Consider the following 13,417-nt stretch of genomic DNA (forward strand, 5'->3'; position numbering starts at 1 on the left):
GCCCGNGTGCCCGACCCGTGCCCGACCCCGCCTGCAAGGGTGGCACGACGGGTACAGTGGGAGTCCGTGAATGAACCCGGGAACCCTCTCCGCACCGTCCCCGAGCCTGCGTCGGTCCACCTGGACCTCGCCGCGGTTCTGTCCCATCCCCTGGGACTGAGTATCCATGACCTGGACTTTGTTCCGGATATGCTCGGCGAGGGCTACGAGCACACCACGGTGTCCCTCGGTGACGACCCTGACGGGGAGACGCCCGGCGTCCCGGTGGTGTGCACGGTCATCCGCCACCGGCCCGCAGGGGTGGACCCCGGGAAGTTCGCGTCCCGCCCCGCGCTGCTCTTCGTCCACGGGATGACGGACTATTTCTTCCAGACACATGTCGCCGAGCACTTCACCGCACGGGGCTACGCCGTCTACGGGATCGACCTGCGCAAGTGCGGACGCTCCCACCGCCCAGGGCAGACCTGGCACCACGTGACCAGCCAGTCCGTCTACGACGAAGACCTCTCCGTCGCCGTATCCCTGCTCGGCGCCGGCCACCCGTACGTCATCCCCGTCGGGCACTCCACCGGTGGCCTGGACGTGACAATGTTCGTGTCCCGTCTGCACGCCGCCTCCCGGCGCGGGGACCCCGCCCGGGAGACCCTCTACCGCAGCGTTGCCGCGGTGGTGCTCAACAGTCCGTGGCTGGACCTCCAGTTCAACGCGCTCACCAACGCCGTCATCCGCGGCGTCTTCCCTGTGGTGTCCCGTCACGCCCCCACCCTGCCGGTCCCCGGGGGCATCGACCCCACCTACGGACGTACCCTGCATGTCTCTGAGTTCGGTGAGTGGGACTACGACCGCCGGTTCAAGCCGTTGAGGCCCCGGTCGAAGCAGGTCAGCTGGCTGGTGGGGGTCGCCCGGGAGATCGGCAGACTGCAGTCCGGGGGGTTCTCCACCGGTGTTCCCACCCTGCTGGTGTGTTCGGACGCCGACGGTTCCGGGCGCAGTGTCGACGACGGTTCCGGGGTGAAGGTGCCGGCACCGGAGGCGTTCCGTTCCGACACGGTCCTGAAGCCCTCGCAGATGCGTCGGGCCGCCCGTCTGGTCGACCCGGGGTGCGTGGTGGTCACCGTCCCCGGTGCCGTGCACGACGTCTTCCTGTCCCGGGAGGACGCCAGGGACGCCGCCTTCGCCGCGGTCGACAGGTTCCTCGCGCAGGTCGTCGCGTCCCGGGGCGGAGCGGGCGCGAACTGACACCGGGACGGTCGCAGGAGCGCGCGGACCCGTGGTGCCGATACGATCGGGTCCATGACTGACAGCACGGCGGTACAGGACGACGCGGTACAGGACGACGCGGCACGGGCATCACACCCCGGCACGGAGCACACAGAGCACTACGACCTCATCATCATCGGCACCGGATCAGGCAACTCGATCCCGGAGGAGCTCGACGACCGGCGGATCGCCCTGGTCGAAAAAGGCATTTTCGGCGGCACGTGCATCAATGTCGGGTGCATACCCACGAAAATGTACGTCTACACCGCTGACGTCGCCGCCGAGCTGGCGGAGGCGGGGCGCTACAACCTTTCCCCGGTGAATCCCGGGACCGGGGAGCCGGAGGAACCGCCGTTGTGGCGGGTGGACTGGCCTGCTCTGCAGGAGCGGGTGTTCGGACGCCGTATCGACCCGATCTCGCGGGGCGGGGAAGAGTACCGGCGGGGTTCCCGCACCCCGAACATCACCTACTACCCCGGTGTCGCCCGGTTCACCGGTGAGCGCACGTTGCGGATCGACACGGGTGGACAGACCGTCACGGTGACTGCGGACCAGGTGGTCCTGGCGACGGGGACCCGTACGCGTGTTCCCGCGGTGATCGCGGAGTCCGGGGTACGCTACCGCACGAATGCCGATGTGATGCGGATGGAGAAACTGCCTCGCACCATGGTCATCCTCGGTGGCGGCATCATCGCCGTGGAGTTCGCCCACGTGTTCTCTGCGCTGGGGGTGGAGGTGTTCGTGGTCAACCGGTCGGACACCCTGCTGCGCCGCTTCGATGCCACGGTGCGCTCCCGGTTCACCGCCGCCGCCGGTTCGCAGTGGACCAACCTGCTGGGCCGTACGGTCACCTCCGCCCGGGAGGAGGGGGGCCTGGTCACGGTCACACTGGACGACGGCAGGGAGATCGACTGCGACGAACTGCTGCTCGCACAGGGCAGGGTCCCGAACTCTGACCTGCTGGACTGTGCCGCCGGCGGGGTGGACCTCGACGCCGCGGGCAAGATCGTGGTGGACCGGTTCGGCCGTACCTCCGCGCCGGGAGTGTGGGCCCTGGGGGACGCCGCCAACGATTTCGAGCTCAAGCACGTGGCGAACCAGGAGGCCCGCGCGGTGTTCCACAACGTGGCCTGTTCTGACGAGCAGGAGATGGTCCCGTTCAAGCTCGACAATGTTCCCGGCGGCGTCTTCTCCCGTCCTCAGATCGGTTACGTGGGGATGACCGAGGACGAGGCACGCGAGTGGGCACGTGACAACGGTCGTACGCTGACGGTGAAGGTGCAGGAGTACTCCGATGTGGCCTACGGCTGGGCGATGGAGGATTCGACGGGTTTCTGCAAGCTCATCGCGGACGCCGGGTCGCGGCGGCTGCTCGGTGCACATATCATGGGTCCCCAGGCTGCAACGCTGATCCAGCTGCTGGTCACGGCGATCGAGTTCGATCTTGACCTGGTGGAGTTCGCCCGGAAGCAGTACTGGCCCCACCCCGGCCTGTCCGAGCTTGTGGAGAACGCCCTCCTCGGTCTCGAGTTCGAGTGACGCGACCGGCACCGGCCTGCTGAACCACTGCCCCCGCTGACACGCTGTACCCGCTGACCTCTGAACAGGAGACCTGCCCGTGCCCCGTCCCCGCCTTTTCACCGCCTCCGCCACAGCAGCGACTGTGGCCGCGGCGGCCGCTGTGGCCACGGTTGTCTCCGTGGCGTCGCCCGCCGTGGCCTCCGCCGCCCCCGGTCTCTCTGCCCCGGGTCGCACCCAGGTGTCCGTGGACGGTACCTGGACCGGCCTTCACGTGGGCACCCCCAACGAGAACGAGGCACGGTACAGTCTGTCGCTGACGAAGCTGCTCATCGCCGACTATGTTTTCGAGCACGGCGGTGCGCAGGACAGGGAGAAGGCCCGGAACATGGTCAGGTACTCCGACGACAACCTGGCCACCGAACTGTCGCAGAAGTATCCGCAGGCGATCCCGTCGAAGGTGGAACAGTACGGGATGACCTCGGCGGTTCCGGCGTCCACGTGGGGAAACTGGAAGTTCTCCAGTGCGGACTGGTCACGCTACCTGTCGGCGAAGCACCGGGAGGATCCCACCGCGACCGGGCCGCTGCTGTCGGCGATGCGGGAGAGCAGTACAGTCGCCGCCGACGGGTACGGCCAGCGCTACGGTGTTGCCCTGCTGCCGGGGGTCCTGGGGTGGAAGTCGGGGTGGTCGGACGACCGCACCACCTATCACGCGTCCACGGGTTTCGGAGGCGGGTGGACTGTCGCCGTACAGACCACGGGCACCCGGGGGGACCTCGACGCCGACCTGGCCGCCGCACTCTCGCCCGCGGGTCTGATCCCGGACCCGGGCTCCCTGGCGACCATGACACGGTGGCCGGCGCGGGAGGTCGCCAGGCAGGGCGTGCAGGCGACGGCCGACTGGGTCGGTTCCGTGGTCGGCCCGGTGGACCCGGCGACCGCGCGCGCCATCGCCGACAGCATCACCGCCGCCGGGGAACCGGTCGTCGCCGCAGTGCCGGAGACAATCCCGCTTCCCGGCGTCATCGCCGCAGCACTGCCCGGTGCCCGGGCCTGACAGTCTCCACCGGGGGTAACGGATCCGGTCCGGCGGACCCCGCCGTCGGGCACCTGCGGTGACGACGTAGTACACCGGAGAGCGTGAATGACGCCGCCCCACCGCAGCTGCCGGACCGTCCCTGGACCGAGGACGCCGGCGCCCTGGCCACAGCACTCGGTTCCTCCCCCGCCGGACTGACTTCGAAGGACGCCGCCGCCCGCCTGGACGCCACCCGCGCCCGCGCCGTCGACGCCGGTGGAGCGAACTCCCCCTGGCGACTGCTCGCCCGGCAGTTCACCAGCCCGATCATCATCATCCTGGTCGTCGCGACGCTCATCGCCGGCGTCCTCGGTGACTGGCTGGACTCGGTGATCATCCTCGTGATCGTGCTGCTGTCCGGACTGCTGGACTTCGTGCAGGAGCGCGGGGCCCAGGCTTCGATGGACCGGCTGCTCGGCGCGGTCCGGTTGACCGCCACCGTCCGGCGCGACGGCACCGCCACCGAGGTTCCCTTCGACGCCGTGGTCCCCGGTGACGTCATCGAGGTCAGCGGTGGTGACGTCCTTCCCGCCGACGCCGTCGTCCTCACCGCCACGGACCTGCAGCTCGACCAGTCGTCCCTGACCGGCGAGACTTTCCCGGTGGACAAGCGGCCCGGCCCTGTCGCCGCGGACACTGCCCTGGCAGCCCGGTCGAACCTGCTGTACTCGGGCACCCATGTCGCCTCGGGCACCGGCACCGCCGTGGTCACCGCCACGGGACGGGACACGGAGTTCGGGCGGGTGAAACAGTCGCTTGCCGCGAAAGAGAAGCCGACGGGTTTCGAACGGGGCATGACGAAGTTCGGCCTGCTGCTGACCCGCATCATGGTCCTCCTGGTCATCGTGATCTTCATCGTCAACCTGGTCCTGGACCGCCCCGTCGTCGATTCGGCCCTGTTCTCCCTCTCCCTTGCCGTGGGACTGACCCCGCAGCTCCTCCCCGCGATCGTGGGACTGTCGCTGGCCCAGGGTTCCAAGGTCATCGCCCGCCACCGGGTGATCGTCAAACGGCTCAACGCCATCGAGGACTTCGGGGCGATGACGGCACTGTGCACGGACAAGACCGGCACCGTGACCGCCGGTGAGATCCACCTGTCCGCGCCACTCGACCTGAACGGCAGGACTTTCCCGGGCCTGCTGCGCACCGCCGCGCTCAACGCGATGCTGCAGACAGGCAAGACCAACGCCATGGACCAGGCCATCACCCGCGCCGCCCACGGCGCGGGCACGGACCTTGCGGGTGCCCGTGCCCTCGACCAGCTCCCCTATGACTTCACACGCAAACGGTTGTCCGTCCTCGTCGAGGACCCCGCCTCACCGGAGGGGCCCTTGCTGGTGACCAAGGGGGCTGTCGAGAAGGTCCTGGAGGTGTGCACCCACGCCACCGTCGACGGTCGTACCGTGCCCCTGTCCGAGGTTGTCGACACCGTCCGGCGGGTGGTCGACCAGCTCGGCTCGCAGGGTTTCCGGGTACTGGCCGTCGCCTCAACCCCCACCGGCACCGCCGTCGAGGACAACCTCACCCTGGTGGGACTGCTGAGCTTCGCGGACCCGGTGAAGCCGGACGCCGCGACCACCATCTCCGACTTCGCCGACGCGGGGGTGACGGTGCGGATGATCACCGGCGACGCCCGCCCGGTCGCCACCCACATCGCCGGGCAACTGGGCCTGGACCCGGCCGCGGTACTGTCCGGGTCGCAGATCGACGCACTGGACGACGACGGTCTGGCCCGGGAGGCCCGACGGACCCGCGTGTTCTGCGAGACCACCCCGAACCACAAGGAACGCATCGTGCGTGCCCTGGGCCACGACGGGGAGACGGTGGGGTACATGGGTGACGGCATCAACGACGCCCCGGCGCTGCGGGCCGCCGATGTCGGGATCTCGGTGACGGGCGCGGCCGACGTCGCTGCCCAGTCCGCCTCCATCGTCATGCTCGACAAGGATCTGCGGGCCCTGCTCGACGGGATGCGCGCAGGCCGGCGGACCTTCGCGAACACCATGAAGTACATCCAGATGACCACCAGTGCCAATGTCGGGAACATGATCTCCATGGCGGTCGCCTCGGTGGTGCTGCCGTTCCTGCCGCTGCTGGCGTCCCAGATCCTGGTGATCAACCTTCTGACGGACCTGCCGGCCACGGCGATCGCCACCGACCGTGTCGATCCGCGGCAGCTGCGCCACCCCCAGAGGTGGGACATGCGCCTGATCCGCAACTACATGCTGGTCTTCGGGATCCTGTCCTCGGTCTTCGACCTGATCACCTTCGCGGTGCTGCGCTGGGGCTACGGTGCCGGGGAGTCCGAGTTCCAGTCGGCCTGGTTCCTCGGTTCGGTCCTGACCGAGGTACTGGTGCTGTTCAGTCTGCGTACCCGGGGTCCGGCGTGGCGGTCCCGGCCGTCGCCGATCCTGGTGCTGCTGTCGGTACTTGTCGCCGTGGTCGCGTTCACCATCGTGCTCTCCCCCGTCGGGGTGCTGTTGCATCTTGAGGTCATCCCCTGGTCTCTGGTGGGCCTGACCGTGCTCGTCGCTGTCGTGTACGTCATCGTCACGGAGATGGTCAAACCCGTGTTCTGGCGGAGCCCGTCCCACCGGGTCAACCGTCTGAGGTGGCCGGTGTCACGACACACCGTCGTACCTGCCACCACCCGGAAGTGACCGGGGCAGAGTGACCGGGGCAGGGTGACCGGGGCAGAGTGAGCGGGTCAGGGTGACCGGTAGGGCAGGTACCTCGACGCGCGGGGAGGCCGCAGGGCTACCTAAGATACACACATGGTCTACTCCACCCGCCACACCACGGCTGTGAGGACCTGCGGCGCCGCAGTACTCCTCTCCGCCCTCACCCTCACCACCACCGTCACACCGGCCACCGCCGATCCCGCAACACCTGCGACATCCGGGCAGGTCCCGGGCGTCCCCCCGGCTCTGGTCGCAGCAGACCCCACCCTCGCCGAACCCGCCGACGACCCCTTCTACACTCCCCCGGCGACCGTGCCTGACGCCCCGGGCACCCTGATCCGCAGCCAGTTCGCCCCGCACCTCCTCGACGCCCTCGACATCGCCGGCGCCCCCGGAAGGGCGGACAAGCTTCTCTACACCTCGACCGCCCAGGACGGGAGCACCGTCGCCGCCAGCGGATTCGTCATTGAACCGGCCGGACAGTGGGCGGGGAACGGACCCACCCCCACCATCGTCTTCGCCCCCGGGACCCGCGGCACAGGCGACGAGTGCGCCCCTTCCCGCGCACCGGGGCTGCTCGCCGGCGTCGACCGGGAGAAGGGGTCGGTCAACATCAACTACGAGTACCCGGTGTTCCTCGCCGCGTCCGCCGCCGGGATCCGGGTCATCGTCACCGACTACATCGGACTGGGTACACCGGGGCAGCACACCTACGTCAACCACACCGAGGAGGGACACGCCGTCCTCGACGCCGCCAGGGCCGGCCTGTCCCTGGCCGGTGCCCCGGAGAACTCCCCCGTGGCACTGTACGGCTACTCGCAGGGTGGCGGTGCCGCGGCAGCCGCAGCAGAACTCGCGGCGTCCTACGCCCCGGAGCTCAACATCAGGGGGACCTTCGCCGGAGCCCCGCCGGCGGGGCTCCTCTCCGTCGCCGACACCGTCGACGGAACCACGATGGGTTCGGTCCTCGGCTTCGCGTTCAACGGTGCACTGGTCCGGTACCCGCAACTGCAGTCCACGGTGGACCGATACTTCAACGACGAGGGACGGAAGTTCCTCGACAGCACGAGGGACACCTGCACCGTCGCCGGAGGTAGCGGTGATGACACGGACACCACCGGAAGTACCGCGGGAAGCTCCGGCGGCTCCGGAGGCGCCCCCGCGGCAACGACCGGATTCGACTCCCGGAAGTTCACCGTGGACGGGCGCTCCTTCAGCGACCTCATCCGCGACGACAGCAGTCTGAGCAGTGTTCTCGGCAACGAGCACTACACGCTGGGCAACAGGACCCCGGACGCACCCGTGTTCATCCTCAACGGCCGCAACGACGACACCATCCCCTGGTCGCAGAGCCGCCAGCTCGCCGCCGACTACTGTGCCGCCGGTGGCACGGTGAAGTTCGTCACCGACGAGACCCCGCCGATCCTGCCGGGTACGGGCCTGGGCCACATGGTGCCCCAGCTGGCGAAGTCCGGGGAGGCGGTGTCGTGGATCATCGACAGGTTCAACGGGGTGGAGGCACCGGACAACTGCGGGAGCTTCTGAGCGGTGCGGGCGACCGGCGGTCAGTAGATGACCACCACGGCATTGTCACCGCCGGCGCAGCGCACACTCCGACCCGTCGAGGAACTGCAGTACATGGTGTAGGTCCCTCCCGTGACAGGTGAGGTGACCGTCAATGTGGGACTGTAGTTTCCCGTCGTCGCGTAGGTGACGGTGAATGCACTGTAGACCGCGGCTGCGAAAGCGCCCGAGGTATTGGCACTGGCCGGGTAGTAGCCGGTGTAACGCATTCCGTAGCCCGCTGTGCCGGCGGGGACCTGCCACGCCGGAGCGGACCGGGGCACCCCGGTGCGGCCGGCGTGGGTGCCGGAGCCTCGGCGGGAGCCTGTGACGACACGGCAGGTTCCCTGATCACGACCGTGGTGACCGGGGAGGGGGTGCCGGATCCCCCGGAGCTGCAGGCGGTTGTCGCCACTGCCGGAACAACGGCGCAGGTGGCCGCCACCGCCCTGAGAAATTCCCTGTTTCTTCTTTTCTTCACGGTGCTTTCTCCTCCACGCCTAAGACTGTGACCTTCAGCATAGTCTGAGAAAAAGCTGACCCGCGAACGGAGCAGAGGACCCACCGCCCCGGAGGGCGGGGGCGGGGACGGTCAGACCTCGAAACTGCCGAAGAGGACACTGGCCAGCAGAAGGCCGAGCACCAGATTGAACACGGTAGCCAGCCCGAAGACCGCCACCGGGCGGACCCCCGCCTCCCGGAGTGACTTCACCTCGAATTCGAGTCCGATCGAGACGAAGGCGAGGATGAGGAAGTAGTCACGGAATCCTTTGACCGTGGCGTCCAACCCGTCCAGTCGTCCCCCGTCCAGGAATTCGGCTGCCACGGTGACGATCACGGACGCCGCGATGAAGCCGAGGACGAACTTGGGGAACCGCCGCCAGAAGTCCCGGGCACCCGGCCGCGGGGCGTCGGCGTCCCGCTCCACCTTCACCGCGAACCAGGCGGTCAGGGCGACAGCGACGACACCGATGAGGGCGTTCTGGGTGAGTTTGACGATCGAGGCGATCTGCAGGGCGTCCTCCCCCGCCAGTGCCCCAGCCGCACTGACAGCTGCGGTGGTGTCGATGTTCCCGCCGATCCAGGCGCCGGCGACGGCGTCCGACAGTCCCAACTGTCCGGCCAGCCAGGGCAGCAGGAAGATCGAGGGCAGGGCGAAGACGATGACGAGAGTCGCCGTGTACGCCAGGTGTTCCTTCTTCGCCTTCACGGCTCCGGCCGCCGCGATGGCGGCGCTCACCCCGCAGATCGACACCGCGGAGGACAGGAGGGCCCGCAGGTGGTCGTCGAGGCCGAACCGGCCGGCGACCCACCAGGTGAAGAAGAACACCCCGGTGATCAGGACCAGTGCCTGGACAATCGCCGGGCCGGCGGCGCGGACGATCACCGACAGCACGACCGTGCCTCCCAGCAGGACCAGCCCGGTCTTGATGAAGAACTCGGTGCGGAAACCGGAAGCCAGCCGGGCGCGGACGCCGAGTGCGGAGAGCACGGCGTTGAGCAGCAGTCCGATGACGATGGCGTACACGGGGTATTCGACGGCACCACCGAGTTTCTCCAGGGAGGTGCCTTCCGACCATTCCGGTACATGCTCGGTCAGGTACCTGGTGAGGGCACCTCCTACGAGGACGACGGCCACACCTGCGACGGCCCACCGGAGGTCGAGGTGTGTACCGTCCTGGAGACTTCCCTGGTCGAGTCCGAGCTCCGGTGGCGGAGACTGCACAGCCGCATGTTCCGCCTGGTGGGACGGCTGCGGGGAGGGCTGCTGGGACGACTGCGGGGTGCTCACAGGATCAGCCAGCTCTCCGTGATCACGCCGGCAAGTGCCAGCAACAGGACGGCTAGTCCCACCACCACCGACAGCCAGTCCTCGGACAGGGTGAAGGAACTGATCCGGGTGATGTCCTGGCGGTCAGTCCGGGTGTCTTCTTCTCGGGCATCGTGAACGGTCATGCCGGAAATATAGACCGCTCTGTCTATACAGGGGAAGGGTTCGTTCCACGGTGAACAGTCCGGGAGAACTCAAGCACCTGCGCCCTGACCCGTCAGCTGCCCCCTCCTGCTTCTCCCTGTTCCCCTACATCCACAGTTTCTCCAGGACCTCCACCGCCTCCTGGTCACTGCGGTGCCGGAATCTCGAGAGGATCTTGCGCCGGGGCGCGTCCGGGGCCAGGCCGAGAGCTTCTGCGACCACGGAGCAGCGGGCGTCCTCCGGCGTCGACGGATCAGCCCCCACATGGTGGGCGAGCCAGGCCATGTCACCGTCGCCGTCGCCGTCGCCGTCGCCGTCGCCGGAGAACTGTGCCGGCCAGGGAGCTGCCGGTGTCACCGTGAAACGCTCGCCGTCATGCAGGTCAATCCACACCCTGTCTCCGGCTCGGCAGCCGAGTTCCTCAAGGTGTCTCCTGATCGACCCGACAGAACTGTTGCCGATCCCACCCCAGGTCACGCGGTGCTCCCCGAGGTCTGAAGGCAGCATCAGCGGCTCATTCCAGGCCAGGTCCAGTCCGGCGGTCAGGCCGTTGGGGACGGTGAATCCGGACCCCCTCAGATGGTCCGCAGTCACCGTCAGCAGCAGGCACCACCTGCCGTCACGCATGTACAGGCCGTTGGACTCCGCAGGGTCGGCGGAGTTGACCACCGGTTCGGTCCTGCGTCGCACGGTTCCCCCGGTGGAGGTGAACTCCCCGCTCGCCGCGTAGGTCCGAACGGAGCTGGCTGAGACGCCGAACTCCCGGGTGAGGTCGTCGATCAGGTCGTCGACGGCCACGCCCTCCCGGCCGGCGGCGACGGCGGCATCCACCCGGCGGCCGATGAGGTCGGCGATGCCGGTGTACTCCTCCAGCCCCCAACGCTTCAGGGCCCAGGAGTCCATCCCGACACGGACCAGGTCCCCACCCCGTGCCAGCCCGTTACGGAAGGATCTCTCGGTCTTCGCGTCATTGAGGCGGGTGTACATGTCTGCCACGGTCATGGGATGTCCCACCACGGACAGCAGCGCTGCGGCTCGGGCCGCCTGGGATCCCACCCTGGTGAGCACATGCCCGTCCGTGACGAGGTATCCGCAGGTCGTGAGCCAGTTCTCGAGGATGTCGGGAGAGTCGATACTGGATTTGGCCAGGACCGCCGACACCTCGGCGACACCTTCAGCATTGACCATCGTCGCCAGGAGACTGCCGGTCCGCTGCGCCGCGGTCTGCAGGTCCGGGAAGCACACCCACCCGTCGTCGACGCGGAAGTCGTCGTCGAGGGCATCGAGGATCTGCCACAGGGGTACCTCCCAACCCGGGAGTGTCTCCGCGAGTTCCGGGAAGACCGTCGTCACCGCCTCCAGAGTGTTCACCGGGTGTGCATGGGCCCGGATCCCTGCGAGCAGGTCTGCCACCGGGCCGGACGCCGAGATTTCCGTGAGCTTCCCGATGAGCCGGTTCTGGACCTGCCGGACCCGTTCACGGGTCACGCCGACCAGGTCGGCTATCTGAGCCAGCGTCGCCCTGTCCGTCGCGACGATCCGTTCCCGCAGGATCAACCGGTCACGGTCACCGGTTTCCCGCCAGAAGGCCCCGAGTATGCCCGCGACTGTTCCCCTGCGTTCCCCCACCACCCGCCGGAAGCTGCCGGTCGGGTCCCCGGCGCGGGACAGGAGTGCCTCGACATGGGAGGGGAGTTCCCCGTCCACCGCCGACACTCCCCCGTGTTCCACCGCGGCGCGGAGACTGCCGTGGGTCCGTGCGAGGAATCCGAGGAGCCCCAGGGCAGTGTCGAGGGCAGCATCGACGGCTGTGCCGTCGGGGACCGCGGACGGCGCCGCTGTGTCCGGCAGTCCCGAGGACACCGGCCCCGGAGTCACGGGTCCGGGAACGGGGACGCCGGGGTCGGCGGGGTCACCGGGCTCTCCGTAGAAGGTGGTGGTGAGGTCCCCGGCCGTGCAGTCGTCGCCGGCCGGGAGGTCACCGTCGGCCGCCGGGTGTGAGACGGAGATGACCCGGCGCGGGTCAATGTCACCGCTGCCGGTGTTCTCCAGCTCGCCGAGCAGCCGGGCGAAGCCCGACTCGGTGACCACCGGCACTCCGAGACCACGGGCCTTCGTCGCCTTCGCGCTGCCCGTGTCCGGGTCAGCGGCGACGAGCAGGACCGACCTGCGGGTCACCCCGCCGACATCGAGGCCCGCCTCCCGGGCCCTGGCCTCCCAGGTGGCCCGGGGGATCTCCGTCTCCCCGGTGAAAGTGACCCGGTCACCGGGCTGCAGGCGCAGTTCGGGCAGCGCTCTCCCCTGGGCCGTGGCGTCCGGCGAATCCAGCCAGCGGTCCACCTCGGACCGGTTGACCCCGAGGGCCTTCGCCGCCGAGTGCAGTTCCTCCCGTTCCTCCGGTGTAACCGTCCCGTCCGCCCAGGCCAGGACCGCGAGCTGGCGGACGAACCCGGTGTGGACGGCGACCGCCTCCTCCCGGCCGATGCCCAGGTCATCCGCGCAGGCGGTGAGCGCGGTGATCTCGTGGACGGACAGTTCACGGTCCAGCATCGCCGCAGCCAGCAGGTCGAGGTAGTCGTCGACGTTCGGTTCCCCGACCACCGGGACACCGGTGGCGAGCTGGTTGAGCCACCCGCCGTCGCGGGCGGCGGTGACCGGTGCGGAGGCGAGGTCCCGGGTGAGGAGCGGGACCGGGTGGTCGTTCCCGGGCGTGACCCCCGCCAGCACTGCGGCGTCCTCACCGGTGAGTGTGACAGGGTGCAGCGGGTGCAGCATCTCCGCCACCACCGACGGGGAGCGGTGCAGGTAGTGGCGCAGGAGACGGGCCGTGGCGACGGCGTCACCCTCGGCGGCGTGCGCCCTGTCGTTGGTGATCCCCGCTGCCGCCAGCGCCGCGGAAAGTCCACGGCCGGACGCCGGGGACAACCGGCCCGTCAACGCCAGGGTGCACAACGCGGATCCTCGTAGCAGGTCCGGGGCGAGCCCGAGGCGGCCGAACTCGGCGGTGAGGAGGCGGGAGTCGAAAGGAGCGTTGTGGGCGACGAAGATCCTGCCCTCGAGCTGTCCGACCAGTTCGGCGGCGATGTGCGAGAACAGGGGCGCGGCGGCGACCCGGGCGGCGGTGATGCCGTGCACGTGGGTGTTGGGGATGTGGCAGCGGGGGTTGACCAGGGTGGACCACCGTCCGGTCACCGTGCCGTCGCCGTCAGCGTGGACGACCGCGACCTCGAGGACACGGTCACGGTTGGAGAAGCCGGTGGTCTCCACGTCAACGACAGCGAAGGGCAGGCCCTGATTCTGATGAGTCACAGGGAAGAACTGTACAACCGGTACCGGACA

The 13,417-nt window shown here is 68.9% G+C and carries 9 protein-coding genes; 5 read left to right on the forward strand and 4 right to left on the reverse strand.

Annotation, left to right across the window (positions count from 1 at the left end; genetic code table 11):
• Window positions 1–66: 66 nt before the first annotated feature.
• The 5 genes from E0E18_RS03085 (at window position 67) to E0E18_RS14300 (ending at window position 8,085) form a co-directional block, all read left to right on the forward strand.
• Window positions 67–1,239: an alpha/beta hydrolase gene (locus E0E18_RS03085; protein ID WP_237559609.1), complete on the forward strand. Its 1,173-nt coding sequence runs from the start codon at window positions 67–69 to the stop codon at window positions 1,237–1,239.
• A gap of 54 nt (window positions 1,240–1,293) precedes the next feature.
• On the forward strand, window positions 1,294–2,799 hold the full coding sequence (gene mtr / locus E0E18_RS03090) for a mycothione reductase (protein WP_130839307.1): 1,506 nt from the start codon (window positions 1,294–1,296) through the stop codon (window positions 2,797–2,799).
• A gap of 79 nt (window positions 2,800–2,878) precedes the next feature.
• Window positions 2,879–3,838: a hypothetical protein gene (locus tag E0E18_RS03095; protein ID WP_130839308.1), complete on the forward strand. Its 960-nt coding sequence runs from the start codon at window positions 2,879–2,881 to the stop codon at window positions 3,836–3,838.
• An 83-nt stretch (window positions 3,839–3,921) separates the two neighbouring features.
• Window positions 3,922–6,519 carry a magnesium-translocating P-type ATPase gene (gene mgtA, locus E0E18_RS03100; RefSeq protein ID WP_130839309.1) on the forward strand — a complete coding sequence of 866 codons (2,598 nt, stop codon included), beginning with the start codon at window positions 3,922–3,924 and terminating at the stop codon, window positions 6,517–6,519.
• A 114-nt stretch (window positions 6,520–6,633) separates the two neighbouring features.
• Entirely contained in the window at window positions 6,634–8,085 is a 1,452-nt protein-coding gene (locus E0E18_RS14300; protein WP_130839310.1) for a lipase family protein, read from the forward strand.
• 20 nt (window positions 8,086–8,105) lie between these two features.
• Here the strand turns inward: E0E18_RS14300 and E0E18_RS03110 are convergent, their stop codons facing one another.
• From E0E18_RS03110 to E0E18_RS03120, 4 genes are all read right to left on the reverse strand, one after another.
• Window positions 8,106–8,333, reverse strand: coding sequence for a hypothetical protein (locus E0E18_RS03110; protein ID WP_130839311.1), 228 nt, complete (start codon window positions 8,331–8,333; stop codon window positions 8,106–8,108).
• A 362-nt stretch (window positions 8,334–8,695) separates the two neighbouring features.
• Window positions 8,696–9,895 (reverse strand): YeiH family protein, encoded by a 1,200-nt coding sequence (locus E0E18_RS03115; protein WP_237559610.1) that lies wholly within the window; start codon window positions 9,893–9,895, stop codon window positions 8,696–8,698.
• Complete coding sequence (locus E0E18_RS13955; RefSeq protein ID WP_202616771.1) at window positions 9,892–10,059, reverse strand: hypothetical protein; 168 nt, start codon at window positions 10,057–10,059, stop codon at window positions 9,892–9,894. Before E0E18_RS13955 ends, E0E18_RS03115 begins: the two co-directional genes overlap by 4 nt.
• 124 nt (window positions 10,060–10,183) lie before the next feature.
• Window positions 10,184–13,387, reverse strand: a complete 3,204-nt coding sequence (locus E0E18_RS03120) for an exonuclease domain-containing protein (protein ID WP_130839312.1) — start codon at window positions 13,385–13,387, stop codon at window positions 10,184–10,186.
• Window positions 13,388–13,417 lie beyond the last annotated feature (30 nt).

This window comes from Corynebacterium neomassiliense, from assembly GCF_900626215.1.
Lineage (GTDB): Bacteria > Actinomycetota > Actinomycetes > Mycobacteriales > Mycobacteriaceae > Corynebacterium > Corynebacterium neomassiliense.

Coding starts and splice junctions, on each gene's coding strand:
- mtr (WP_130839307.1), top strand. CDS start 1,294: ATGACTGACAGCACGGCGGTACAGGACGACGCGGTACAGGACGACGCG.
- E0E18_RS14300 (WP_130839310.1), top strand. CDS start 6,634: ATGGTCTACTCCACCCGCCACACCACGGCTGTGAGGACCTGCGGCGCC.
- E0E18_RS03110 (WP_130839311.1), bottom strand. CDS start 8,333: ATGCGTTACACCGGCTACTACCCGGCCAGTGCCAATACCTCGGGCGCT.
- E0E18_RS13955 (WP_202616771.1), bottom strand. CDS start 10,059: ATGACCGTTCACGATGCCCGAGAAGAAGACACCCGGACTGACCGCCAG.